The following is a 22,343-nucleotide window of genomic DNA, read 5'->3' as shown; positions in this document are numbered from 1 at the left end:
GTTCCTTTAGAAACTCAAGCGCAAGGCGAGGGCGGCCAGGGTGATCAGCAGCACGGGCAAGGTCAGCACGATCCCGACCTTGAAGTAGTAACCCCAGGTGATAGTGATGCCTTTGCGCGCCAGGATATGCAGCCACAGCAAAGTGGCCAAACTGCCTATGGGGGTGATTTTCGGGCCCAGGTCGCTGCCAATCACGTTGGCGTAGATCATCGCGTCCTTGACCACGCCCACAGCATGGCTGGACTCGATGGACAATGCGCCAATCAGTACCGTCGGCAGGTTATTCATCGCCGATGAGAGCAGCGCCGTCAGCAACCCGGTGCCCATGGCCGCGCCCCACACACCATAGGTGGCGAAGGTGTCGAGCCAGGTGGCCAGATAGTCGGTCAGGCCGGCGTTACGCAGGCCGTACACCACCAGGTACATGCCCAAGGAAAAAATCACGATCTGCCAAGGCGCTTCCTTGAGGACTTTGCGCGTGGAAATCTTATGGCCCTTGGCGGCAATCACCAGCAGCAGCACGGCGCAGACGGCGGAAATCGCACTGATGGGAATACCCAAAGGTTCCAAGGCGAAACAGCCGATGAGCAGAATACCCAGTACCCACCAACCGGCGCGGAACGTCGCAGGGTCATGGATGGCACTGCTGGGGTCTTCCAGGTCAGCCGGGTCGTAGGTTTGAGGAATGTCCCGGCGAAAAAACCACAGCAGCACTGCCAGGGTCGCGGCCACGCTGACCAGGTTCACCGGCACCATCACGGCAGCATATTCGTTGAAGCCGATCTTGAAATAGTCCGCCGAAACGATATTCACCAGGTTCGACACCACCAACGGCAGGCTCGCCGTATCGGCGATAAACCCGGCGCCCATGACGAAGGCCAGGGTCGCCGCCGGGGAAAAACGCAAGGCCAACAGCATCGACATCACGATAGGCGTCAGGATCAACGCCGCACCGTCATTGGCAAACAGTGCCGATACCAGCGCACCCAGCAGCACCATATAAGCAAACAACCGCCGGCCGCGGCCACGGCCCCAGCGCGCCACATGCAGGGCCGTCCAGGCGAAGAAGCCGGCTTCGTCCAGCAACAGGCTGATGATGATCAGCGCGACAAAAGTACCGGTGGCGTTCCAGATGATGTGCCACACCACTGGGATGTCCGCCAGGCTGATCACCCCACAGGCCAGCGCCAGGATCGCCCCCAGTGTGGCACTCCAGCCGACGCCCAGACCCTTGGGTTGCCAGATGACCAGCACGATGGTGACGAGGAAAATCGCAATTGCGACAAGCATGAATAAAAGCTCCGATGGCTCAGCAGCAGGTGCTGGCCCGTTGTGGTCTGTCGCCCATTGCATTCAGACGCAGTGCGTCATCCTGCAACCATGGCTGGTTGGCTTGCAGAGTGGTGTCCAGCACCTGAGTAACCCAGGCGGGCAGTGCCGGATTGATGCGGTAGTAGATCCATTGCCCTTGACGTCGGTCCACCAGCAGCCCGCAACTACGCAATTGCGCGAGATGACGGGAGATTTTTGGCTGGCTGTCGTCCAAGGCATGGATCAACTCACACACACAAAGTTCGCCTTCGCGCAGGATCAGTAAGGTCACCCGTGCACGGGTGGCATCGGCCAGGCACTTGAACAGGGCGGTCGGGATGAGGAGGTCTGACATGATCAAGGACTTTTCAAGTGAATATATTCGAATATACGTATTTCCATATATATAGGTCAAATCTTGTTTCAATTGATATGGATCAAAGGCCTTTGAAACCGCCACAACTGTTTGAAATTAAAATGAAACACAAATGTCCTAACGTGCCTGCCCATTGCTGATGAAGGAAGACCCCGCGTGACCCGAGCCACCCGCAACCTGCGCAAGACCCTGGATTCCGTCGCGGAAAATAACGAAACCGCGGCCTTTGACCTGATGCGCGCCGTGGAAAAACTCGGCGATGAAGTGCTGCGCCAGCGCCTGCTCAATACCATCCACCGGCTGAACCAGGATGCGTATGAATTGCGCGAAGCCCGGGATTCGGTGGAGCAGGTATCAGTCAAGCTCGCCTGAGCAAGATCGTTCAAGACAAGCCTTCGTTCGTGCTGGCATGCTTGTCGACTGTCTGTCGATGAGCCGTTTTCCATGCCCACTGCATTGCCTCATTACGCCTTCACCCGCGGCGCCATCGCCGTTATTCCCTTATCCCTGGCCTGTGCGCCCTGGGGGTTGCTGGCCGGCTCCATGGCCATCGACGCGCAATTTACCCCGCTGCAAGCCCAAGGCTTGTCTGCCATTGTGTTTGCCGGTGCCGCACAACTGGTGGCCATCGGCATGGTCAAGAGCGGTGCCAGCCTGATTTCCATCGTGCTGACCACCTTGCTACTGACCTCCCAGCACCTGCTCTATGGCATGCATATGCGTCCTACGTTGTCTTCGCTCAACACCCGTTGGCGCATGAGCCTGGGTTTTTTGTTGACCGATGAATTCTTTGCCCTGGTCAACCACTATGACCGCCAGACCTTCAATCGCTGGTACGCCCTGGGCGTCGGCCTGACGTTTTACCTGATCTGGAACCTCTTCACCCTTGCCGGCATTGTGCTGGGCAAGAGCATTCCCGGCCTTGATCAATTGGGGCTGGAGTTTTCGATTGCCGCCACCTTTATCGCCTTGATCACCCCCGTGGTGCGCGACGTGCCCACGGTGGTATGCGTTGCCGTGGCACTGCTGAGCTCGGTCTGGTTGAGTTATCTGCACTGGGAGTCGGCGGTGGTGGTCTCGGGTGTGTTGGGGATGAGCGCGGGGTTTGCTTGTAAACGGCTGGGAGTGGGGCAACGATGATTTACCTGATGATTGTGGCCATGGGCCTGGTGGTGTTCTTCAACCGTTACCTGTTTATCGAGCCACGCTTGCCGGTACGGCTCAATCGCGGCGCGCGTGAATTTTTGGGCTTCGCCGTGCCGGGCATGCTCACGGCGATCTGCGGGCCGATTATTTTTCTGGCTGACCATCGGCTTAACCTGAGCCCGAGCAACCCTTACCTGCTGGCCGGCATCTGCGCCGTGGCGTTGATGTATTGGGCGCGCAGCGTATTGACCACCGTGCTATTGAGCATGGCGCTGTTCTATCTGTTCCGTTGGTGGTTTTGATACCCAGGCAAAAAAAGCCCGCGGGGTGGCGGGCAGAAGGGAGACTTCCAAAAAATGAGCCTGGCCACTATAGGCGGCGTGTTTGCCTTTCACAGTGAAACAAAGTTCATGGGCGCGTCAGTTGGCTTTCGCACAGTGGTAGAGTCACGGTTTTTCCAAGGAAGCAATGGCATGCACAAAGTGGTAATAGGCGCATTGATACTGGCGGCACTGGCCGGTTGTGCAGGTTCCAAGATGAAAGAGGCGCGCGCAGGCAGCCCCTACAAGACCCTGGCATCGGACAAGGCCACTCTGGTGGTTGCCCAATGCATCCAGTTCGGTTGGCAGGATGAAAGCGTGTTCGGCATCGATGCCGGCGGCTTCAAGGAAGCGACCGAGGCGGGTGGTTTTACGGTGTACACCACCGGTGGCGATTACTTTGTCGATGTACTCAGCACCGGCGCGGGTTCTACGGTCAACTACTACGCCGCTCAGGACACGATGCCAGCCAAACGTCGCCTGGCAGCACTGGCCACTTGTCTGTAAGTCGGTTGCCTTAGTCATATTCCGAAACGCCTGGCGGGACAGCCGCCGGGCATTGGCTTATGATTCACTCGCTCGTTCGACGTGATGGCTCTTTACCGGTACACGGATGTCGAGGCTTAAACGTCGAACGAGCTCCTCCACCCCACCTCAACGGGGCATGAAACCCAAGTGCCAGCGTCGCGGAATCAACAGTGTCGCCACCCCCAAGGCCCCAGCCAACGCACCACTGACCCACAATGCGCGCAGTCCCATCTGCTGTTCCAGCAGTGCACCGATCACAGCGCCAATGAACATCCCGCCCCACGGAATCAATTGCACGCGCCAGCCATTGCGGCGCTCGCCCAATAACCAACGGCCCAGCCCGCGACCAAAGCGTGACAGCGCTCCGGTGACGTAGGTCAGCCCCACCGGTAACCCGTTCACCTCCTCGACGGCCGCGTTGAGCATGCCCATGGCAATGATCGCTGCGAGCAACGCGGGCAAGGTGTCGGTCGATGGCCACAACGCCGCAGCACAGAGCAAGGCGCCGATGCAGAGCAATAAGGGCAACGCATGGCGCTTGCTGAAACGGCTGACCAGCACGCCCAAGGCATTACCGACCACGAAGGTGGCGACCAGGAGCACCAGCCGCCCGGTGAGCCCCAGGTCGCCCGCACTGATGGCCACCGCCAGGCGCGTGGTGTTACCGCTCATGAACGAGACGAAATCGCCGCTGGCCATAAAACCGATGGCATCGGTCATACCCGCCACCACCGACAGACAAGCCACCAGCATCAAGCCCACCCGCCCGCGCCAGCGCTGTCGATGGGCGAGCGTGGCATTGGTGTAAGGCTTGCGAGACGAAGGCAGCATGGGGCCGGTTTCCTCGGTGAGATTATCCGGCCACTACCGTAGGACGCTTTGCCTGTCTGCGCAATGACCTCAGACACGCTCAAGTTGCCAGCCGGTGGCGTGCCACGTCAGATGGTGAGTCGGCTCGATCGCCTGCAAGAATGCCTCATCGTGTGATACGGCCAGCAGCGCGCCGGCAAACCCCTTCAATGCCTGCTCAAACGCCAGCACCGACTCCAGGTCCAGGTGATTGGTGGGTTCATCCAATAACAGTAATTGCGCCGGTGTCTCACGCCACAAGGCTACGGCCATCGCGGCTTTCAAGCGCTCGCCGCCGCTGAGTTGCCCTGCCGGCTGCGTAACCCGCAGCGCGTCCAACTGCAACAACGCCAGACGTGTGCGCAGTTCGGCTTCGGCCAGGGGCGTGTCGAGCAGGTTGAGTTGCTCGACAAGGCTGCGACGGTCGTCCAGCAGCGCCAGGTGCTGATCGATATAGGCGCTGGGCACCGCGACGCTGCACTCGCCACTGACCGCCTGCCAGTGGCCGGCTAGCACTTTGAGCAAGGTCGATTTGCCGCAACCGTTCGGCCCACGTACGGCAACGCGAGCCGGGCCTGTCAGGTTGAGCGTCAGGTAGCTGGCGGGTGCTTGGGGATCAAGCCAGGGTAATTGCGCCTGTTCCAGCACCAGCACCTGGCGGCCATTCGGGACGGTTGAGCCTGGTAATGCGAGCAGTGTGGGCGTCTCATCCGCCACGCGCTCGTAAGCTTGGCGCACTTGGGCGTCGAGTTGGTTTTTGTGTTCGTGATGGGCACTGCGTACCGTGCTGACAATCTCCTTGGCTGCGCTTTTCCAGCGGGCCTTGGTAAAACGGTCGACGTTTGCGGTCTCGGCCTGTTTACGTGCGCGTGCGGCGTGGCGCTGCAGGTCGTCGTGATCTTTTTGCAGGCGCCGACGCTCGCGGCTGCGGGCCAGACGCGCCTGTTCCCACGCAGCAATCGCGGCCTGCTGATGAGTGTCGCGTTGCTGGCGATAGGCATCGTAGTTGCCGCCATACACTTGAATGCCCAGGGGCGACAGCTCGATGATGCGGCCCATGGCATTGAGCAACTGTCGATCATGGCTGACCACCACCAGGCCACCGCGCCAATCGCGCAACACACGCAACAGCCAGTCGCGCCCGTCAGCATCAAGATGGTTGCTGGGCTCGTCCAGAATCAGCAACTGCGGTGCCGCCAACAACGCCCCGATCAGCGCGACCCTGGCAAGTTGGCCGCCGCTGAGTTGATCGGCCGGGGTACTGCCACTGAGAGTCTGCAAACCCGCTGCATCCAGTGCCTGACGCAGGCGTTCGGCGAGGTCCCAGCGATCGTCGATCAGTTCCAGGTCACCGAGGCGTGCATCGCCCTGGCCCATTCGCTCAAGGGCAGCCAAGGCCGCGGCAGTTGCGGTGATATCGGCGATGGTTTGCCCTGGTTGAGCCGTGATGGCCTGGGGCACATAGGCAACATTGGCGGGTTTTTTCAACGTCCCGCAGGAGGGCAGCAGCACGCCGGCCATCAACTTGGCCAGGATACTTTTGCCCCGTCCATTGCGCCCGACGATACCGGTAGGCGTTTGATCAATGGACAGGTTCACGTCGGCCAGCAAGGTTTCGCCATTGGCGAACTGGAAAGACAGGTGTTGCAGGGAAACAAGTGCGGGCAGCCGTTTGACGTCAGTCATCAGCACCTCCAAAAAAATGTCGAACAGGCCAACAAGCGCGCCAGGCGGCTCGTTGCAGATACATTTTGGAAGGCTTAGTTGTTCACGTCGGCGGTCATCCCGTGAGTCAGAAGGGAGGCAGAGCCTAACCCAACTTAACTTTGTGCGGCAAGTCTTCGGCCAGTTTTTCCAGGAACATTGCCAGCGCGACTTCTTCGGCTTTCAGGCCTTTGCGCACTCGCGGCTTGGGCAGCTTCGACAATTCACCGAGGCTGAAATGCTCAAGCACCGCCGGGTGGATATAGCACTTGCGGCACACCGCCGGCGTGTTGCCCAACTGCCGGGCGACATCCTTGACCATCGCCACCACATGCCGCTTGGCGTCCGATTCGGGCTGCCACGCCAACTCGCGCAACACCGCCAGCGCCATTGCTGTGCCGGCCCAGGTGCGGTAGTCCTTGGCGGTAAAGTCTTCGCCGGTCAGGCGGTGCAGGTAGTCGTTGACGTCCTGGGAGCTGACGGTATGCCGCTCACCGTCTTCGTCCAGGTACTGGAACAGGTTTTGCCCTGGCAATTCCATGCAACGCTTGACCACCCGGGCCAGGCGCCGATCCTTGACACTGACTTGGTGCTCCACGCCACTCTTGCCACGAAACTGGAACTGGATCTCGCTGCCCTTGATGTCCACATGGCGGTTGCGCAGGGTGGTCAGGCCGTAGGATTTGTTTTCACGGGCATATTGGGTATTGCCGACGCGGATCAGCGTGGCGTCCAGCAACATCACCACCGTGGCCAACACCTTTTCGCGGGTAAACCCCGGCTCGGCGATTTGTGCTTCGAGCTGTTTGCGCAATCTGGGCAAAGCGGCGCCAAAAGCCTGTAAGCGCGAGTACTTGTCGCTGTCGCGCACCTCGCGCCAGCGTGGGTGGTAACGGTACTGCTTACGGCCACGGGCGTCGCGGCCGGTGGCTTGCAGGTGGCCGCGAGGGTCGGCGCAGATCCACACATCGGTGTAGGCGGGTGGCACCGCCAAGGCGTTCAGGCGTTTGATTTCGTCCGCGTCGGTAATGCGCTCGCCTTTGGCGTTCAGATACTGGAACTTGCCTCGCACTTTTTTACGGCGGATGCCGGGCTGGGTGTCATCCACATAATGCAGGTCGCGAGGCAGGTCGGCGGGTAACGAAGAGTCAGGCATGGGGCGGGTTCCTTGGCAACAAATCAGGCCGGTATGTCTGATTGACCGCAGCGCCCTGCGGTCGTGCCAAATGCTTAAGCCAGTACGGCCACCGCCTTGATTTGCGCCCACAACGTCTGGCCCGGATGCAGTTGCAATTGGTCGCGGGAGAAGCGCGTGATGCGCGCCAGTAACGGCGTGCCGCCGGCGTCCAGGCGCACCAGCACATGGGCGCTGTTGTCCGCGCCGATAGTCTGGGTGACGGTCACCGGCAAGCGGTTGAGGATGCTGCTGTGTTCTTGGGCCTGCAGGCTCAGGCTTACATCCCGCGCCTGGACCTTGACCCGCAGCGGGTTGCCCACCGCCAGCGGGACATGGGCCACGCGCATCTGCAACGGGCAATCGGGCAACTGCAGAGTGAGCAACTGATAGTGCGCGTCGTAGGCAACGACGCTGCCGGCGATCACCACGCCGGCATCGTCGCCCAGCGCCAGGGGCAGGTCGAGGCGCGCCAGGGTCTCGCCGATCGGGCCACTGGCCAGGGCCTTGCCGTCGCTGAGCAGGACGATATGGTCGGCCAGTCGCGCCACTTCGTCCTGGGCATGGCTGACGTAGAGCACCGGGATATCCAGCTCGTCGTGCAGGCGTTCCAGGTAAGGCAATATCTCGCTTTTGCGCTGGCTGTCCAGGGCCGCCAGCGGTTCATCCATCAACAACAACTTGGGGCTGGTGAGCAAGGCGCGGGCGATGCCGATGCGCTGGCGCTCGCCGCCGGACAAGTGTTGCGGATGACGCTCAAGCAAGTGCCCGATACCCAACAGTTCGGTGGCCTGGGCCATGTCCACGCGCCGTTGCGGGCGTGGGATACGTTTGAGGCCGAACTCCAGATTGGCGAGCACCGACAGGTGAGGAAACAGGCTCGCCTCTTGGAACACATAGCCCAGGGCGCGTTTATGCGGCGGCACAAACAGCCCTTTGCGGCTGTCTTGCCACACCTCGTCGTTGATGTGCACAAAACCGTGTTCGGCGCGTTCCAGACCGGCGATGCAGCGCAGGCACGTGGTCTTGCCTGAACCGGAATGTCCGTACAGCGCGCTCACGCCACGGCCGGGCAATTGCAGGTCCACATCCAGTGCGAAGGCGGAGTATTTCAGGTGCAGGCGTATATCCATCATCGCGATCAACTCCAGCCCATCTTGGTTTTACGGCTGGAATAGAGCACCAGCAACACGAGGAAGGCGAATACCACCATGGCCCCGGCCAGCCAATGGGCCTGGGCATATTCCATGGCTTCGACGTGGTCGTAGATTTGCACCGAGACGACACGGGTCTTGTCCGGGATATTGCCGCCGATCATCAGCACCACGCCGAACTCACCAACGGTATGGGCGAAGCCCAGAATCGAGGCGGTGATAAACCCAGGGCGTGCCAGCGGCAGGATCACCGTGAAAAACGTGTCCCACGGGTTGGCGCGCAAGGTCGCGGCCACTTCCAGCGGGCGCGTGCCGATGGCAGAAAACGCATTCTGCAACGGCTGCACCACGAAGGGCATGGAGTAGATCACCGAGCCAATCACCAGCCCGGCGAAACTGAAGGTGAGGGTGCCCAGGCCCAGCCACTGCGTGAATTGGCCGACGTACCCATTGGGCCCCATGGCCAACAGCAAGTAAAAGCCGATGACCGTTGGCGGCAACACCAACGGCAGTGCGACCACTGCGCCGATGGGGCCGCGCCACTTGGAACGGGTGCGCGACAGCCACAGGGCGATCGGTGTGCCGATGATCAACAGGATCAGGGTGGTCAGTGAGGCCAGTTTGAGGGTCAACCAGATCGCAGAAACATCAGCACTTGTCAGGGGCATTTACAGCTCGTAACCGTAGGATTTGATAACGGCAGCCGCTTTCGGGCCTTTGAGGTAGTCCACCAGGGCCTTGGCGGCGGCGCTGTCCTTGCCCTTGTTGAGGATTACGGCGTCCTGTTTGATCGGGTCATGCAGGGAGGCCGGAACAATCCACGCCGAACCGCCGGTGACTTTGCCGTCTTTGTAGATTTGCGACAAGGCCACAAAACCCAGCTCGGCGTTGCCGGTAGACACAAACTGATAAGCCTGGGTGATGTTCTGGCCCTCGACGAGCTTGTCCTTGACCTTGTCAGTCAAGCCTTCCCTGGCCAGTACCTGGGTGGCGGCCAGGCCGTAGGGCGCTGTTTTGGGGTTGGCGATGGACAAGTGCTTGAACTGGTTTTTCTTCAGCACATCACCGTTGGCATCCACATAGCCTTCTTTGGCCGACCACAGCGCCAGGGTGCCGACCGCGTAGGTGAAGCGTGAACCCTTGACGGTAGCGCCTTCGCTTTCGAGTTTTTGCGCGGTGGTGTCATCGGCGCTGAGGAACACTTCAAACGGCGCGCCATTCTTGATCTGGGTGTAGAACTGCCCGGTGGCACCGTAGGCCGCGACCAGTTTATGGCCGGTGTCTTTCTCGAAGTCGGCGGCAATCGCCTGTATCGGGGCAGTGAAGTTGGCGGCCACGGCCACCTGCACTTCGTCGGCATGGGCCGTACCCAAGGCAAAGGCGGCAAGCAGGGGGGCCAGGCGCGAAACGCGGGTCATCATGAAGCAACTCCTTGAAGGTGTACGGCAGGTTGTAGGTAAAAAGGCTTACCGCTATGTATGGGAATATATAGCGGTAGGCTATTGCCGGTACAGCACCAAGTTGTTGCGCAGGTCAGTGGCGGGTGAATCTGGCTATCGCGTGCTCGGCCAATTCGCGGGTCAGGTCATAGGTGGACAGGTCTTTGCCCAGCCTCAGGGCCTGGCCCGCCCACAGGTTGCTGAAACCGGCTTCATCCTTGGCCTTGAGTGGCATTAATGCGCCTCCGGCTTTGGGGAACGCCGGCGCCGCTGGGTTGATTGCGCCGAGTTCACGCATCACCCGGTTGACGATGCCCCGCGCCGGGCGGCCGGTGAACAGGTTGGTCAGCGCGGTTTCGCTGGCCTGGGCATGGCGCAGCGCATGGTGATGGGCGGCGCTTACAGTGGCTTCGGGCGTGAACAGGTACGCCGTGCCGATCTGCACCGCCGAAGCGCCGAGGGCAAAGGCCGCAACGATGCCGCGTGCATCGGCGATTCCGCCCGCAGCAATCACCGGCACGCTGACCGCGTCGACGATCTGTGGCAGCAGCGCCATCAAGCCGATCTGGCTATTGAGGTCATCGCTGAGAAACAGGCCACGGTGCCCACCCGCTTCGATGCCCATGGCGATGATCGCGTCGCAGCCGTGCTGTTCCAGCCACACGGCTTCCTCGATGGTGGTGGCCGATGACAGCACCTTGGCACCGGTGGCTTTTACCCGGTCCAGCAAAGACTTCTCTGGCAGGCCAAAATGAAAGCTCACCACTTCTGGCCGAAACGCTTCCACCACCTGGCAGGCTGCGTCATTGAACGGCGCACGGTTGGACGCCGGGGTTGGCGCATCAAAGTCGGCGCCCAGCTCATGGTAGTAAGGTTGCAGCAAGGCCTTCCAAGCCTGATCCCGCGCTTCATCGGCATCGGGCGGTTGATGGCAGAAGAAGTTGACGTTCAGCGGCGCATGATTGGCCTGGCGAATGAGGGCCAAGGCCTCGCGCAGTTGCTCCAGGCTCAGCGCCGCCGCAGGCATGGAGCCCAGGGCACCGGCTTGCTGAGCGGCGATGACCATGGCGGTGGTCGTCGCGCCAGCCATCGGCGCCTGGATGATCGGCACCTCAATGCCCAACAGGTCAAGAATGCGGGTGTCTGGCCAGGTGCTCATGGGTTGCTTCTCCAGCGTTAGTAGGGCTTTTCGCTGTTTTAGCAGGGCAATCAGCACCCGGCCAGTCTGTTTTATTCACTGGACGGGAGCGGCGTTTTGTGGGGCTGGGTTTCGCGCTCAAGTAACTGGCGCTTGCGCTCTACGCCCCAGCGGTAGCCCGACAGCTCGCCATTGCTGCGCACCACGCGATGACAGGGAATCGCCACCGCCAGGTGGTTGGCACCACACGCCTGGGCCACGGCGCGAAAGGAGGAGGGTGCGCCGATACGCTCGGCAATCTGCGCATAGCTGGCGGTGCTGCCCGCAGGGATTTCGCGCAACGCCTGCCACACCCGCTCCTGAAAGGCCGTGCCGCGCAGGTCCAAGGGCAAATCCAGGCCCACGGCAGGGGCCTCGACAAAGCCAACGACCTGGGCCACCAGTTGTTCGAACCCCTGATCCGCGCCGATCAACTCAGCCTTGGGAAACTGGTCTTGCAGGTCGCGCACCAGTTTGTCCGGATCATCACCCAATAAAATCGCACACACGCCACGTTGGCTTTGCGCCACCAGAATCGCCCCCAGCGAGCACTGGCCAACGGCAAAGCGGATGGTGTTATTGGCGCCGCCGCCTTTGTAATCTCGCGGTTTCATGCCGAGCACTTGGTCGGCGGCTTCATAAAAGCGGCTATTGGAATTAAAGCCCGCGTCGTACAGGGTGTCTGTCACCGAATGCTGGCCCTTGAGGCCGTCGCGCACTCTGCGCGAACGCAGGGCGCTGGCGTAACCCTTGGGGGTCAACCCGGTGTTGGCTTTGAATACGCGGTGGAAGTGAAACGGACTCAGCCCGGCGGATCGGGCGAGCGCGTCCAGGCTAGGCGGGGTTTCGGCTTGTTCGATTTGCCGGCAGGCTTCGGCCACTAACTGCCCATGGTGTGCAGCCAACTGCGTCTGGTCGCCGGCAGCGCGTTTACTGGGACGATAGCCGGCGGCTTCGGCCTGCGCCGGCGTGTCGAAAAACTCGACATTCTCCGGGCGCGGCAAACGCGAAGCGCTGCTGGGGCGGCAATACACGCCGGTGGTTTTCACGCCGTAGACAAACAAGGCGTCAGCCTTGGCATCACGGGCAATAATGGCAGCCCAGCGCGGATCGTGTTCGTTGTTCATGGCCTGCACTCTTGACGGTTCAGGAGCAGATTAAGCCTGCCGCTCGTCATCGACACTCCGAAGCTTGCGGTCAAATTAGCCCGCGGTGCGAAAGGTCAGGTTGATGCGCTGCGGGCCCATGATCGAATGCAGGCCGTCTTTGATCGGCATCACGCCATGAAAGCGCAGGCGATCAACGCCGCCCCACACGACCACATCACCATGAAACAGCGAGACCTTTTGGGTGTTGTCGCTGCGCGCATGGCCACCGAACAGGAAAATCGCCGGCAGCCCCAGGGACACCGAGACCACGGGCGCGCTGTAGTTGCGCTCGTTCTTGTCTTGGTGCAGGGACATTTTCGCCCCCGGTACGTAACGGTTGATCAGGCAGGCATCGGGTAGAAAACCGCTGAAACCGGCCTCGATTGCCGCTGTCACGGCCAGTTGGCGCAACGTCTCGGGCATGGCGGGCCAGGGCTGCTGGTTGCGCGGGTCGAGTGGGCTGTAGCGATAGCCACGGGCGCCGGTGGTCCAGCCCAGCTCGCCGCAACTGCTCAGCGCCGCCGACATGGTAAAGCCGCCGGGGGTGACCATCTGCCGAAACGGTGATTGAGCCAGGACACGCCGCAGTTCAGGCAATAACCGCTCGATCCAGGGCAAGGCATAGCCCCTCAGTACATACGACTCTTCGCCAATTTGCTCGCGCCCGGCAGGCTGTTGCAGGGCCTCATCGGCAAACAAATCGGCGGTAGGGCCTGGCATGGCTTACAGCGCCTTGCTCACGTTGATGTCGGTGATTTCGTCGCTGGCATCATGAATTTTTGCCAAGGCTTGCTTGGCTTCTTCGACGCTGTTGTTTTGCAACTGGGCAAATTCAAAGCGGCGTTCGCCGTTGAGCTTGTACTTGATGACGTATTTGGTTGTGGTGGTCACAGCTTTTTTCCTGTCAGGTGTTCGGGTCAGCTCAGCTTGCTGCTGGTACGACGAACGATACGAATCTTGTGGGACAACGCGGGTTTACGGGTCACGCTGATGGCGCGACGGGTCACCACATCCAGGGTGATGTTCCAGAAGCCGGTGCTGGGCGCGGTGATCTTGGCCGGGAATTTATCAAATGCGCCGCCGTGGTAGGTATGGCGGCCGCCATTTTTGAAGCTGCGAAAGTTCGCATCGCTCATCAGGCGAATATTGCAGGTCTGCGAGCATTCGATGACGACAATGTCTCCCTCGTTGAGGTGCTCACGCTGGTGGATGAATTTCATGGGGTGTCTCCAGAAGGGCTTTTTCTGAAAAATCAGAACGATACGTAGGTTAAGATGGAGTTTATCAGCCCCAGCGCGTTTATTATCGGGCCGTCGTCGACGACTTCGACAATTTAAAACAGTTATTTACCGAGTTATCACAGATAAATCCTACGTTGGTGGGAGAAAATTACCATCCCCGCTGTCGTAGGGTCTTTATCGGAGGTTTTTGTATGAAGTGGAGTGTGTTGGTGCTGGCCTTGGCAATAGGTGGGTGTGCTTCGGTTGCAGATATCAAGCAGACCCCGCCAACATTGGTGGTCATCTCAGGGAAGAAGCCGCAGGAATATGCGGCGTGCGTGGTGCGCAAATTGGAGGCGACCCGTCGGCCGCCGCAGATCGAGCCCCATAAAGACGGCATTCAGGTGATCGTGCCGCAGAAGTTCTCGGCAGACCCGTCGGCGATCTTTGAAATTGAAGACCGCTCCAGCGGTAGCAGCATCAAGCTTTATGAAAGCATGTCCAATGTGCCGATCCGCCCGGGCGACGTGAAGAAGGCAGGGGAAGAGTGCATTTCCGGTTGAGCCACAGGCCCACCCCTCAAACCCGATAAAAAAAGCCATCACCCTGCAGGGACGGCCTGCATCCGTTAAACTGTCGGGCATTCACTACAAAGATGCTGCTCAAACCCTGGGTTTGAGCGGCATTTGTTTTTCTGGAAGCCCGTTATGAAACGAGAACACGTCAAAGCCCGCCATGCCGAAGGGCAGATCTCGGCCACCCATGTCATCCAGAACCCCGCCGATCTGGGCGAGTGGATCGTGTTTTTCAAGAAGAGCGGCGGGCGCAGCTACTTCCTGGTGGACGAACAGGATGAGGTCGAATCATTTGCTCGCCTGGATGACTTGATCGAAACCCTGCGTGGCCTGGGGGTCAAATTCGCTGAAGTGCACCTGTAGCAGCGTTACTTGCAGACCACCACCACGCTGCGGCCTTTGAAGTTGCCCACGTCCTGGCCCAGGGTCTTGTCGCTTTCCTTGAGTGCCGGCGTGCCATTGGTGCCAACGATGCGGTAACCGGTGCCGGCGCAGGATGCGTCCGCCTTTTCGTAGCAACTGGCCCATGAATTGGCCTCACCCGAGCAGTCGATGGTCAAACCTTGTTCACCATTTTTCAGCACGGTGTCGGAAGCGGTGGTGCAGCCGGCGAGTGCCAGTACTGCGGTCAGTGCCAGGATTTTTTTCATAAAGGTTCGTCATCGAGGGTATTGGAAGGGCGCGCTGACACTGTCGTGGCGTTGCTGAAGGTTATAGCGAACTGCCATCTAGGTACAGACAAACAAAAAAGCCCCGCTTAACGGGGGCTTTAAAAGCGGTGCAACGAGGCTTACTTGGTTTTCGGCCGCTTGCTCGATGCATGGCCTGCCTCATCTACAAACACTTCGGCGACGGCGATCGCCATGCTTTCGGTCTCGAATACGCCGGCAACGCTGTCACCGTGAAAATTGATCAAGTGCCAGCCGTCCGCTCGCTTCGTGATCAGGTAGCCGTTTACACCTTTGGGTTCTGACATCTGTTGGCAATCTCGTGGTCTTGGTTCAAGGCGCCCATGATAGCGCCAAATGCCGGGGCGGGGCGCAAGTTGTTGCGGGTCAGTGCCAGGGGCGCCAAAGCGTGCTAAAACCAATGCAGCCCTTCTAAACAAGGGGCCAAGTCGGATTCTGGCCGACCGTTGGTGATGCGCTATGCAGCATCAGCGGAACTTACGCCGACATTTTTTCTCTATGATGACATTGCAACGCCAGCAGGACCCCATTGTAAGGTGACTGCGGCCTGATTAGACTGCGCCGAATTCCGTACGCACAGCCCTTTGTAAGGACTCATATGATCAAGAAATGCTTGTTCCCAGCAGCCGGTTACGGCACTCGCTTCTTGCCAGCGACCAAAGCCATGCCCAAAGAAATGCTGCCAGTGGTGAACAAGCCACTGATTCAGTACGGTGTGGAAGAGGCACTGGATGCCGGTTTGAACGAGATCTCCATCGTCACGGGTCGTGGTAAGCGCGCGCTGGAAGACCACTTCGACATCAGCTATGAGCTGGAAAACCAGATCAAGGGCACCGACAAGGAAAAATACCTGGTCGGTATCCGTAAACTGCTCGACGAGTGCTCGTTCTCCTACACCCGTCAGACCCAGATGAAAGGCCTCGGCCACGCCATCCTTACCGGCCGCCCGCTGATCGGTGATGAACCCTTCGCCGTGGTCCTGGCGGACGACCTGTGCGTCAACCTGGAAGGCGACGGTGTGCTGACCCAGATGGTCAAGCTCTACCAGAAATACCGTTGCACCATCGTTGCGGTAATGGAAGTCAACCCAACCGAAACCAATAAGTACGGTGTTATCGCCGGCGACGATATTGGCGATGGCCTGATCCGCGTACGCGACATGGTCGAGAAACCAGCACCGGAAGACGCGCCATCGAACCTGGCGATTATCGGTCGTTACATCCTCACGCCGGACATCTTCAAGCTGATCGAAGAAACCGAGCCAGGCAAGGGCGGCGAGATCCAGATCACCGACGCTCTGCTCAAGCAAGCCAAAGATGGTTGCGTGATTGCCTACAAGTTCAAGGGCCAGCGTTTCGACTGCGGCGGCGCTGAGGGCTACATCGAAGCGACCAACTTCTGCTACGAGCATTTCTACAAGACGGGCAAGGCTTACTGATTCACGCTTGCCGGTACGTTTTAAGCCAAAGCCACCTTCGGGTGGCTTTTTCGTTTTTTAGCCCCATGTAAGTCGGTATGCTGGTGTCCTGCCGAGGAGAGTGAAATGGCCTACGATTTTGACCTGTATGTAATTGGCGCCGGTTCCGGCGGTGTTCGCGCGGCGCGCTTTGCCGCAGGCTTTGGCGCCAAGGTGGCGGTGGCCGAGAGCCGCTACCTGGGTGGCACCTGTGTGAACGTCGGCTGCGTGCCAAAGAAGCTGTTGGTGTACGGCGCGCATTTTGCCGAAGACTTTGAACAGGCCAGCGGCTTTGGCTGGTCCCTGGGTGAGGCGAACTTTGATTGGGCGACCCTGATCGCCAACAAGGATCGTGAGATCAACCGCCTCAACGGTATCTATCGCAACCTGTTGGTCAACAGCGGCGTGACCCTGCATGAAGGGCATGCACGCCTGGTCGATGCCCATCAGGTGGAGATCAACGGTGAGCGCTTCACTGCCAAGCACATCCTGATCGCCACCGGCGGCTGGCCGCAGATCCCTGAGATTCCAGGGCGCGAGCACGCCATTGGTTCCAATGAGGCATTCTTTCTTAAAGAGCTGCCCAAGCGCGTGCTGGTAGTGGGTGGTGGTTATATCGCCGTTGAGTTCGCCGGCATCTTCCACGGCTTGGGCGCCCAAACGTCATTGCTGTATCGCGGCGATCTGTTCTTGCGCGGCTTTGACGGTTCGGTGCGCAAACACCTGCAAGAAGAGCTGACCAAGCGCGGCCTGGACTTGCAGTTCAATGCCGACATCGAGCGCATCGACAAGCAGGCCGACGGCAGCCTCAAGGCCACTTTGAAGGATGGCCGCGTGCTGGAAGCCGATTGCGTGTTCTACGCCACTGGCCGCCGTCCAATGCTGGATAACCTGGGCCTGGAAAATACCGGGGTCAAACTGGACGAGCGCGGTTTCGTCGCGGTGGATGATCTCTACCAGACCGTCGAGCCGTCGATCCTGGCGATTGGCGATGTGATTGGTCGTGTGCAGCTGACGCCGGTGGCCCTGGCTGAAGGCATGGCCGTGGCGCGGCGGTTGTTCAAGCCCGAGCAATACCGCCCGGTGGATTACGCCAATATCGCGACGGCGGTGTTCAGCCTGCCGAATATCGGCACAGTCGGCCTGACTGAAGAGGATGCACGCAAAAATGGCCACAACGTGCAGATCTTTGAAAGCCGGTTCCGGCCGATGAAGCTGACCCTGACCGATTGCCAGGAAAAGACCCTGATGAAGCTGGTGGTCGACGCCGACACCGACAAAGTATTGGGTTGCCACATGGTCGGCCCGGATGCGGGTGAGATCGTGCAAGGGCTGGCGATCGCGCTCAAGGCGGGCGCGACCAAGCAGCATTTCGACGAAACCATCGGCGTGCATCCTACGGCGGCGGAAGAATTCGTCACCATGCGCACGCCTGTGGCGCCCTGATCAGCTTGGCTCTGCTGCCTCTGGCACCGTTGCAACGACGGTCGCCAGGCGCAGGGCTTCGATGCTTGCCTGGGCCTTGATCAGGTCCAGCTCAAGCGCCTTGTTGTGCTGCTGATATTCAAGCAGTGACGCTTGGCGCGATTGGCTGTCCAGCACGGCAACCCGTAGGCGCTCCTGGAGCAGGGTGCGCTCGCTGTCGATCTGGCTGAGCTGTTCCTTGAGTTTCAACTGTAGCGCCTGGTCCTGGCGAGCGTGCTCCTGCAGCGTATTCAATTCCTTGGCGGTCACTCGCTGCTCACTCAGCAGGCGCTCGTTGTCGCGATGCAGTTGGGTGATTTCGTCCTGACGCACCAGAGCGCTTTGCTGGGCCTGACGCAATTCGGCCTGTACCTGTTGCAACTGGCCCTCATGGCGACGCTGTTCCTGTTCACGCTGCTCCTTGATGGCAGTGCGGTAATGCTCAAGCGCATCGCGGGCGTGCAGGTGTTTTTCTTCCAGTGAGCGAATCTGCTCGTCTTTGTCGTTGAGCCTTAGCTCGTAGTCGCTGCACGCCTGGCTCAGCCCGGCGTTACGGGTTTGCTCGGTCTGCAGGCTGGTGCTGGCAGTTTGCAGCGCCGCGCTTTCTTCAGCGAGGGCAGCGGCCTGGATATCAAATTGCTGTTTGAGCTGGGTGTGCGCTTCTTCCAGGGTTTCTACCTGGGCGAGCAGGGCGGCTTTTTGTTGCTCGAATTGCGCCAGGGCCAGGTCGATCGGCTCTTGGGCCTTCTCTTTCAGGCGTTGGGACAGGCGTGCGACCAGTTCACCAAGCTCATCGTCGATCGGCGCTTGGGTGATGGTCTGGCGCGTCTCACTTTCGTCCAGCTCTTTCAAATAGCGATGAATGGTGGTTTTCGAGCCGGTATTACCCATTTCGATACGCACCGCATCGATGCTGGGGTTTTCGCCACGGGCGAGGATCGCCAGGCGTGCCGTTTGCACTACTGCTTTGTTTATGCCGCCGCGAGCCATGGGGTCTCCGTCGATTTAGTACTGTGGTACAGAGTATGTATGTACATACTGTAACACGATTAAAAACTCGTTGAAATTCATGATTTAACAGATGGGATATTGGCGTATTATCCCGTGTCATAAGCATTTTCATCAGCCATTCACCCGTCAGCGGTACGAAAAGACGCCTATGAGCGACCTGGACCGATATCTCAACGCTGCCACCCGCGACAACACGCGCCGCAGCTACCGCGCGGCCATCGAGCATTTCGAAGTCAGTTGGGGAGGGTTCCTGCCGGCCACCAGCGACAGCGTGGCGCGCTACCTCGTGGCGCATGCCGGGGTGTTGGCAGTCAACACCTTGAAACTGCGGCTCTCGGCCTTGGCGCAATGGCATACCAGCCAAGGGTTTGCCGACCCGACGAAGGCGCCGGTGGTACGCAAGGTGCTCAAGGGCATCCGCGCCTTGCACCCGGTGCGGGAGCGGCAGGCCGAGCCTTTGCAGATCACGCAGTTGGAGCAAGTAATCGCCGCCCTGGACATTGAAGCCAAACAGGCCAGCGAGCATCACGACCAGCCGCGCTTGCTGCGGGCCAAGCGCGACGCTGCGCTGATTCTGTTGGGCTTCTGGCGGGGTTTTCGCAGTGATGAGCTGTGCCGATTAAGCATCGAGCACGTGCAGGCCGTGCCAGGCGCAGGCATTAGCCTGTACTTGCCACGCAGCAAAAGTGACCGTGACAACCTCGGCAAAACCTACCAGACCCCAGCGTTGCTCCGGCTGTGCCCGGTGCAGGCTTATAGCGAGTGGCTCAGCGCCTCGGCTTTGGTGCGCGGCCCGGTGTTTCGCGGCATCGACCGCTGGGGCAACCTGGGTGAGGAGGGCTTGCATCCCAACAGTGTGATCCCGTTATTGCGCCAGGCCCTTGAGCGCGCAGGCATCCCCGCCGATCAATACACCAGCCACTCCCTGCGTCGGGGCTTTGCCACTTGGGCGCATCGCAGTGGTTGGGATTTGAAGTCCCTGATGAGTTACGTCGGCTGGAACGACATGAAATCTGCGATGCGCTATGTTGAAGCGACGCCGTTTCTGGGCATGACCCTGGCAACCCAACCGCTGATTTGAGATTTTTTCTATTAATAGCGTCACCTGATAGAGAAACCCAATCGTCAGCATCAGGTTTGCCAATGAGCCATCGACCGTAAGAGCCGGTAGGATTCACTTCATCAACTTCTTAACCCCTGACGGAGAGTCAACGATGCCTATCATCAACAGCCAAGTAAAACCGTTTAAAGCCACCGCTTTCAAAAACGGCAGCTTCGTCGATGTGACCGACGCTGACCTGAAAGGCAAGTGGTCGGTTGTCTTCTTCTACCCAGCCGACTTCACCTTCGTTTGCCCAACCGAACTGGAAGACCTGGCTGACAACTATGCCGAATTCCAGAAGCTGGGCGTCGAAATCTACAGCGTTTCTACCGACACCCACTTTGCCCACGCTGCCTGGCACAACACGTCGCCAGCCATCGGCAAAATCCAGTACACCATGATTGGCGACCCAACCCTGACCATCTCCCGTAACTTCGACGTGCTGATCGAAGAGGCTGGCCTGGCAGACCGCGGCACCTTCGTGATCAACCCGGAAGGTCAGATCAAGATCGTTGAGCTGAACGACGGCGGTGTAGGTCGTGACGCTTCCGAGCTGCTGCGCAAGATCAAGGCCGCTCAGTACGTCGCTGCCCACCCGGGTGAAGTCTGCCCAGCCAAATGGAAAGAAGGCGAGGCCACTCTGGCGCCGTCTCTGGACCTGGTCGGCAAGATCTAAGTCTGTGAACGCGTATCAAGGGCGGGTATCCGCACTTAAGTAAGCTGCATCCGCCCTCAAAACGCCCGGGCGAGAGTCGCTCGGGCGTTTTTTTGTCTGCAATAAACCGAATGAACAGGAAATCGCCCGTATGTTGGACGCCAATCTTAAAGCTCAGTTGAAGTCATACCTGGAACGGGTCACCCAGCCGATCGAGATCATCGCCTCCCTCGACGACGGTGCGAAATCCCAGGAAATGCTTGCTCTTTTGCAGGACGTAACCAGCCTCTCAACGCTGATTACCCTGAACACCGATGGCAATGATGCGCGCAAGCCATCGTTCTCCATCAATCGCCCGGGTGCTGAGATCAGCCTGCGTTTCGCCGGCATCCCTATGGGCCATGAATTCACTTCGTTGGTGCTGGCCCTGTTGCAAGTGGGTGGCCACCCATCGAAAGCCAGTGTCGAAGTAATTGAACAGATCCGCGCCCTCAAAGGCGAGTTCAGCTTCGAGACGTACTTCTCGCTGTCGTGCCAGAACTGCCCGGACGTGGTCCAGGCGCTGAATCTGATGGCCGTGCTGAACCCGAACATCCGCCACGTTGCGATTGATGGCGCGCTGTTCCAGGCTGAAGTCGATGAGCGCCAGATCATGGCGGTCCCGAGTGTCTACTTGAACGGAGTCAACTTTGGCCAGGGCCGCATGGGCCTCGAAGAAATCCTCGCCAAGCTCGACACCAGCGGTATCGAGAAAGCCGCGGAAAAAATCAGCGCCAAGGACGCCTTCGACGTCCTGGTGGTTGGCGGTGGCCCCGCCGGGTCCTCGGCTGCCATTTACGCGGCACGTAAAGGTATTCGTACCGGTGTGGCGGCTGAACGCTTTGGTGGCCAGGTACTGGACACCATGTCCATCGAGAATTTTATCTCGGTACAGGAAACCGAAGGGCCGAAACTGGCTAGTGCGCTGGAAGCCCATGTGCGTCAGTACGATGTGGACATCATGAACCTGCAACGCGCTAGCAGCCTGGTACCGGCGAAAAATGCCGGGGAGCTGCACGAAATTCGCTTCGAAAGCGGTGCGACCCTCAAGTCCAAGACCGTGATCCTGGCCACAGGCGCCCGCTGGAGAGAGATGGGTGTGCCCGGTGAGCAGGAATACAAAGCCCGCGGCGTGTGCTTCTGCCCGCACTGCGATGGCCCGCTGTTCAAAGGCAAGCGTGTGGCGGTGATCGGCGGCGGTAACTCCGGCGTGGAAGCGGCCATTGACCTGGCCGGTATCGTCAGCCATGTCACCTTGCTTGAGTTCGACAGCAAGCTGCGCGCCGACGCCGTGTTGCAACGCAAGCTCTACAGCCTGCCGAACGTGGATGTGATTACCAGTGCATTGACCAGTGAGGTCAAAGGCGATGGCCAGAAAGTCACCGGCCTTGCCTACAAGGACCGCGACAGCGGTGAGTTCAAGACCATCGACCTGGAAGGCATCTTCGTGCAGATTGGCTTGCTGCCCAACACCGACTGGCTCAAAGGCACGGTAGAGCTGTCGCCGCGCGGCGAGATCATTGTCGATGCCCGTGGCGAGACTTCACTGCCTGGCGTGTTCGCCGCCGGTGACGTAACCACCGTGCCGTACAAGCAGATCGTGATTGCAGTAGGCGAGGGCGCCAAGGCTTCGTTGAGCGCGTTCGATCACTTGATCCGCACCTCTGCTCCGGCGTAATCCTGGGCTGAAAATGAAAAACCCCATGAGCGATCATGGGGTTTTTCTCGTTCCCACGCCCGGCGCGGGATTCTCGTTCCCACGCTCCGCGGGGGAATGCATCCGGTGACGCTCCGCGTCACGCAGTG

The 22,343-nt window shown here is 59.7% G+C and carries 27 protein-coding genes; 11 read left to right on the top strand and 16 right to left on the bottom strand.

Translation table 11 applies throughout. The features are described 5' to 3' along the window. Nucleotides 1–6: 6 nt before the first annotated feature. Together GH769_RS11320 and GH769_RS11315 are read right to left on the bottom strand one after the other, a co-directional pair. Nucleotides 7–1,290, bottom strand: coding sequence for an arsenic transporter (locus tag GH769_RS11320; protein ID WP_014718530.1), 1,284 nt, complete (start codon nt 1,288–1,290; stop codon nt 7–9). Between the two features lie 19 nt (nt 1,291–1,309). Next, entirely contained in the window at nt 1,310–1,666 is a 357-nt protein-coding gene (locus tag GH769_RS11315; protein WP_014718529.1) for a metalloregulator ArsR/SmtB family transcription factor, read from the bottom strand. A 177-nt stretch (nt 1,667–1,843) separates the two neighbouring features. Here GH769_RS11315 and GH769_RS11310 point away from each other — a divergent pair, with 177 nt between their 5' ends. The 4 genes from GH769_RS11310 (at nt 1,844) to GH769_RS11295 (ending at nt 3,660) form a co-directional block, all read left to right on the top strand. Then, complete coding sequence (locus GH769_RS11310; protein WP_003191339.1) at nt 1,844–2,059, top strand: hypothetical protein; 216 nt, start codon at nt 1,844–1,846, stop codon at nt 2,057–2,059. A 72-nt stretch (nt 2,060–2,131) separates the two neighbouring features. Beyond that, entirely contained in the window at nt 2,132–2,827 is a 696-nt protein-coding gene (locus tag GH769_RS11305; protein ID WP_014718528.1) for an AzlC family ABC transporter permease, read from the top strand. Then, nucleotides 2,824–3,135, top strand: coding sequence for an AzlD domain-containing protein (locus tag GH769_RS11300; protein ID WP_153649760.1), 312 nt, complete (start codon nt 2,824–2,826; stop codon nt 3,133–3,135). Before GH769_RS11305 ends, GH769_RS11300 begins: the two co-directional genes overlap by 4 nt. 171 nt (nt 3,136–3,306) lie before the next feature. Then, nucleotides 3,307–3,660, top strand: coding sequence for a hypothetical protein (locus GH769_RS11295; RefSeq protein ID WP_032903026.1), 354 nt, complete (start codon nt 3,307–3,309; stop codon nt 3,658–3,660). Between the two features lie 147 nt (nt 3,661–3,807). Here the strand turns inward: GH769_RS11295 and GH769_RS11290 are convergent, their stop codons facing one another. The 11 genes from GH769_RS11290 to GH769_RS11245 all read right to left on the bottom strand — a co-directional run bounded on the left by GH769_RS11290 (nt 3,808) and on the right by GH769_RS11245 (nt 13,546). After that, the gene (locus GH769_RS11290) at nt 3,808–4,512 is read right to left on the bottom strand and encodes a YoaK family protein (protein ID WP_020302749.1); all 705 of its coding nucleotides are present in this window, start codon (nt 4,510–4,512) and stop codon (nt 3,808–3,810) included. A gap of 69 nt (nt 4,513–4,581) precedes the next feature. Next, nucleotides 4,582–6,216, bottom strand: coding sequence for an ABC-F family ATP-binding cassette domain-containing protein (locus GH769_RS11285; protein WP_032903028.1), 1,635 nt, complete (start codon nt 6,214–6,216; stop codon nt 4,582–4,584). Between the two features lie 124 nt (nt 6,217–6,340). Then, the gene (locus GH769_RS11280) at nt 6,341–7,390 is read right to left on the bottom strand and encodes a DNA topoisomerase IB (RefSeq protein WP_032903030.1); all 1,050 of its coding nucleotides are present in this window, start codon (nt 7,388–7,390) and stop codon (nt 6,341–6,343) included. Between the two features lie 74 nt (nt 7,391–7,464). Further along, nucleotides 7,465–8,544 carry a molybdenum ABC transporter ATP-binding protein gene (modC, locus tag GH769_RS11275; RefSeq protein WP_032903032.1) on the bottom strand — a complete coding sequence of 360 codons (1,080 nt, stop codon included), beginning with the start codon at nt 8,542–8,544 and terminating at the stop codon, nt 7,465–7,467. 5 nt (nt 8,545–8,549) lie between these two features. Next, entirely contained in the window at nt 8,550–9,230 is a 681-nt protein-coding gene (modB, locus tag GH769_RS11270; RefSeq protein ID WP_019817081.1) for a molybdate ABC transporter permease subunit, read from the bottom strand. Further along, nucleotides 9,231–9,983, bottom strand: coding sequence for a molybdate ABC transporter substrate-binding protein (gene modA / locus GH769_RS11265; RefSeq protein ID WP_032903034.1), 753 nt, complete (start codon nt 9,981–9,983; stop codon nt 9,231–9,233). It lies immediately after the preceding gene. Between the two features lie 112 nt (nt 9,984–10,095). Next, nucleotides 10,096–11,160 (bottom strand): nitronate monooxygenase family protein, encoded by a 1,065-nt coding sequence (locus tag GH769_RS11260; RefSeq protein WP_032903035.1) that lies wholly within the window; start codon nt 11,158–11,160, stop codon nt 10,096–10,098. Between the two features lie 71 nt (nt 11,161–11,231). Next, nucleotides 11,232–12,305: a bifunctional DNA-binding transcriptional regulator/O6-methylguanine-DNA methyltransferase Ada gene (gene ada / locus GH769_RS11255; RefSeq protein WP_014718518.1), complete on the bottom strand. Its 1,074-nt coding sequence runs from the start codon at nt 12,303–12,305 to the stop codon at nt 11,232–11,234. A gap of 75 nt (nt 12,306–12,380) precedes the next feature. Further along, entirely contained in the window at nt 12,381–13,046 is a 666-nt protein-coding gene (gene alkB / locus GH769_RS11250; RefSeq protein WP_032903036.1) for a DNA oxidative demethylase AlkB, read from the bottom strand. A 3-nt stretch (nt 13,047–13,049) separates the two neighbouring features. Next, nucleotides 13,050–13,217 (bottom strand): hypothetical protein, encoded by a 168-nt coding sequence (locus GH769_RS28820; RefSeq protein ID WP_014718516.1) that lies wholly within the window; start codon nt 13,215–13,217, stop codon nt 13,050–13,052. 26 nt (nt 13,218–13,243) lie between these two features. Continuing rightward, nucleotides 13,244–13,546: a DUF1883 domain-containing protein gene (locus tag GH769_RS11245; protein ID WP_003191319.1), complete on the bottom strand. Its 303-nt coding sequence runs from the start codon at nt 13,544–13,546 to the stop codon at nt 13,244–13,246. A 212-nt stretch (nt 13,547–13,758) separates the two neighbouring features. Between GH769_RS11245 and GH769_RS11240 the strand changes: the two genes are divergently transcribed. Continuing rightward, nucleotides 13,759–14,109, top strand: coding sequence for a hypothetical protein (locus GH769_RS11240; protein WP_003191317.1), 351 nt, complete (start codon nt 13,759–13,761; stop codon nt 14,107–14,109). A 144-nt stretch (nt 14,110–14,253) separates the two neighbouring features. Next, complete coding sequence (locus GH769_RS11235) at nt 14,254–14,484, top strand: hypothetical protein (RefSeq protein WP_014718515.1); 231 nt, start codon at nt 14,254–14,256, stop codon at nt 14,482–14,484. A gap of 5 nt (nt 14,485–14,489) precedes the next feature. Here the strand turns inward: GH769_RS11235 and GH769_RS11230 are convergent, their stop codons facing one another. Both GH769_RS11230 and GH769_RS11225 read right to left on the bottom strand, forming a co-directional pair. Next, entirely contained in the window at nt 14,490–14,771 is a 282-nt protein-coding gene (locus GH769_RS11230; protein ID WP_014718514.1) for a hypothetical protein, read from the bottom strand. 140 nt (nt 14,772–14,911) lie between these two features. After that, nucleotides 14,912–15,097 carry a hypothetical protein gene (locus GH769_RS11225; RefSeq protein WP_003191311.1) on the bottom strand — a complete coding sequence of 62 codons (186 nt, stop codon included), beginning with the start codon at nt 15,095–15,097 and terminating at the stop codon, nt 14,912–14,914. Nucleotides 15,098–15,408: 311 nt separating this feature from the next. Here GH769_RS11225 and galU point away from each other — a divergent pair, with 311 nt between their 5' ends. Both galU and gorA read left to right on the top strand, forming a co-directional pair. Then, nucleotides 15,409–16,248, top strand: a complete 840-nt coding sequence (gene galU, locus GH769_RS11220; RefSeq protein WP_003173830.1) for a UTP--glucose-1-phosphate uridylyltransferase GalU — start codon at nt 15,409–15,411, stop codon at nt 16,246–16,248. Nucleotides 16,249–16,353: 105 nt separating this feature from the next. Then, the gene (gene gorA / locus GH769_RS11215) at nt 16,354–17,712 is read left to right on the top strand and encodes a glutathione-disulfide reductase (RefSeq protein WP_032903037.1); all 1,359 of its coding nucleotides are present in this window, start codon (nt 16,354–16,356) and stop codon (nt 17,710–17,712) included. Here the strand turns inward: gorA and GH769_RS11210 are convergent, their stop codons facing one another. Beyond that, nucleotides 17,713–18,720 carry a DNA-binding protein gene (locus GH769_RS11210; protein WP_014718512.1) on the bottom strand — a complete coding sequence of 336 codons (1,008 nt, stop codon included), beginning with the start codon at nt 18,718–18,720 and terminating at the stop codon, nt 17,713–17,715. 169 nt (nt 18,721–18,889) lie between these two features. Here GH769_RS11210 and GH769_RS11205 point away from each other — a divergent pair, with 169 nt between their 5' ends. The 3 genes from GH769_RS11205 (at nt 18,890) to ahpF (ending at nt 22,215) form a co-directional block, all read left to right on the top strand. Beyond that, the gene (locus tag GH769_RS11205) at nt 18,890–19,822 is read left to right on the top strand and encodes a site-specific integrase (RefSeq protein ID WP_153649759.1); all 933 of its coding nucleotides are present in this window, start codon (nt 18,890–18,892) and stop codon (nt 19,820–19,822) included. A gap of 133 nt (nt 19,823–19,955) precedes the next feature. Then, nucleotides 19,956–20,519 carry an alkyl hydroperoxide reductase subunit C gene (gene ahpC, locus GH769_RS11200; protein WP_003191303.1) on the top strand — a complete coding sequence of 188 codons (564 nt, stop codon included), beginning with the start codon at nt 19,956–19,958 and terminating at the stop codon, nt 20,517–20,519. 130 nt (nt 20,520–20,649) lie between these two features. After that, nucleotides 20,650–22,215 carry an alkyl hydroperoxide reductase subunit F gene (gene ahpF, locus GH769_RS11195; RefSeq protein ID WP_020302758.1) on the top strand — a complete coding sequence of 522 codons (1,566 nt, stop codon included), beginning with the start codon at nt 20,650–20,652 and terminating at the stop codon, nt 22,213–22,215. The last annotated feature ends 128 nt before the right edge of the window (nt 22,216–22,343 follow it).

This window comes from Pseudomonas sp. CFSAN084952 (assembly GCF_009648855.1).
GTDB lineage: Bacteria > Pseudomonadota > Gammaproteobacteria > Pseudomonadales > Pseudomonadaceae > Aquipseudomonas > Aquipseudomonas paracarnis.
The sequence above is the reverse complement of the archived record's forward strand: the minus strand, read 5'-3'. Positions and strand labels throughout refer to the sequence as shown.

What these genes read in the sequence shown, in the direction of transcription:
- ahpF (WP_020302758.1), top strand. Translation starts at nt 20,650, where the DNA reads ATGTTGGACGCCAATCTTAAAGCTCAGTTGAAGTCATACCTGGAACGG.
- galU (WP_003173830.1), top strand. Translation starts at nt 15,409, where the DNA reads ATGATCAAGAAATGCTTGTTCCCAGCAGCCGGTTACGGCACTCGCTTC.
- GH769_RS11245 (WP_003191319.1), bottom strand. Translation starts at nt 13,546, where the DNA reads ATGAAATTCATCCACCAGCGTGAGCACCTCAACGAGGGAGACATTGTC.
- ahpC (WP_003191303.1), top strand. Translation starts at nt 19,956, where the DNA reads ATGCCTATCATCAACAGCCAAGTAAAACCGTTTAAAGCCACCGCTTTC.
- GH769_RS11230 (WP_014718514.1), bottom strand. Translation starts at nt 14,771, where the DNA reads ATGAAAAAAATCCTGGCACTGACCGCAGTACTGGCACTCGCCGGCTGC.
- GH769_RS11285 (WP_032903028.1), bottom strand. Translation starts at nt 6,216, where the DNA reads ATGACTGACGTCAAACGGCTGCCCGCACTTGTTTCCCTGCAACACCTG.
- ada (WP_014718518.1), bottom strand. Translation starts at nt 12,305, where the DNA reads ATGAACAACGAACACGATCCGCGCTGGGCTGCCATTATTGCCCGTGAT.
- GH769_RS11295 (WP_032903026.1), top strand. Translation starts at nt 3,307, where the DNA reads ATGCACAAAGTGGTAATAGGCGCATTGATACTGGCGGCACTGGCCGGT.
- modC (WP_032903032.1), bottom strand. Translation starts at nt 8,544, where the DNA reads ATGATGGATATACGCCTGCACCTGAAATACTCCGCCTTCGCACTGGAT.
- GH769_RS11260 (WP_032903035.1), bottom strand. Translation starts at nt 11,160, where the DNA reads ATGAGCACCTGGCCAGACACCCGCATTCTTGACCTGTTGGGCATTGAG.
- GH769_RS11300 (WP_153649760.1), top strand. Translation starts at nt 2,824, where the DNA reads ATGATTTACCTGATGATTGTGGCCATGGGCCTGGTGGTGTTCTTCAAC.
- GH769_RS11240 (WP_003191317.1), top strand. Translation starts at nt 13,759, where the DNA reads ATGAAGTGGAGTGTGTTGGTGCTGGCCTTGGCAATAGGTGGGTGTGCT.
- GH769_RS11320 (WP_014718530.1), bottom strand. Translation starts at nt 1,290, where the DNA reads ATGCTTGTCGCAATTGCGATTTTCCTCGTCACCATCGTGCTGGTCATC.
- GH769_RS11305 (WP_014718528.1), top strand. Translation starts at nt 2,132, where the DNA reads ATGCCCACTGCATTGCCTCATTACGCCTTCACCCGCGGCGCCATCGCC.
- GH769_RS11210 (WP_014718512.1), bottom strand. Translation starts at nt 18,720, where the DNA reads ATGGCTCGCGGCGGCATAAACAAAGCAGTAGTGCAAACGGCACGCCTG.
- GH769_RS11280 (WP_032903030.1), bottom strand. Translation starts at nt 7,390, where the DNA reads ATGCCTGACTCTTCGTTACCCGCCGACCTGCCTCGCGACCTGCATTAT.
- modB (WP_019817081.1), bottom strand. Translation starts at nt 9,230, where the DNA reads ATGCCCCTGACAAGTGCTGATGTTTCTGCGATCTGGTTGACCCTCAAA.
- gorA (WP_032903037.1), top strand. Translation starts at nt 16,354, where the DNA reads ATGGCCTACGATTTTGACCTGTATGTAATTGGCGCCGGTTCCGGCGGT.
- GH769_RS11235 (WP_014718515.1), top strand. Translation starts at nt 14,254, where the DNA reads ATGAAACGAGAACACGTCAAAGCCCGCCATGCCGAAGGGCAGATCTCG.
- GH769_RS11225 (WP_003191311.1), bottom strand. Translation starts at nt 15,097, where the DNA reads ATGTCAGAACCCAAAGGTGTAAACGGCTACCTGATCACGAAGCGAGCG.
- GH769_RS11290 (WP_020302749.1), bottom strand. Translation starts at nt 4,512, where the DNA reads ATGCTGCCTTCGTCTCGCAAGCCTTACACCAATGCCACGCTCGCCCAT.
- alkB (WP_032903036.1), bottom strand. Translation starts at nt 13,046, where the DNA reads ATGCCAGGCCCTACCGCCGATTTGTTTGCCGATGAGGCCCTGCAACAG.
- GH769_RS11205 (WP_153649759.1), top strand. Translation starts at nt 18,890, where the DNA reads ATGAGCGACCTGGACCGATATCTCAACGCTGCCACCCGCGACAACACG.
- GH769_RS11315 (WP_014718529.1), bottom strand. Translation starts at nt 1,666, where the DNA reads ATGTCAGACCTCCTCATCCCGACCGCCCTGTTCAAGTGCCTGGCCGAT.
- modA (WP_032903034.1), bottom strand. Translation starts at nt 9,983, where the DNA reads ATGATGACCCGCGTTTCGCGCCTGGCCCCCCTGCTTGCCGCCTTTGCC.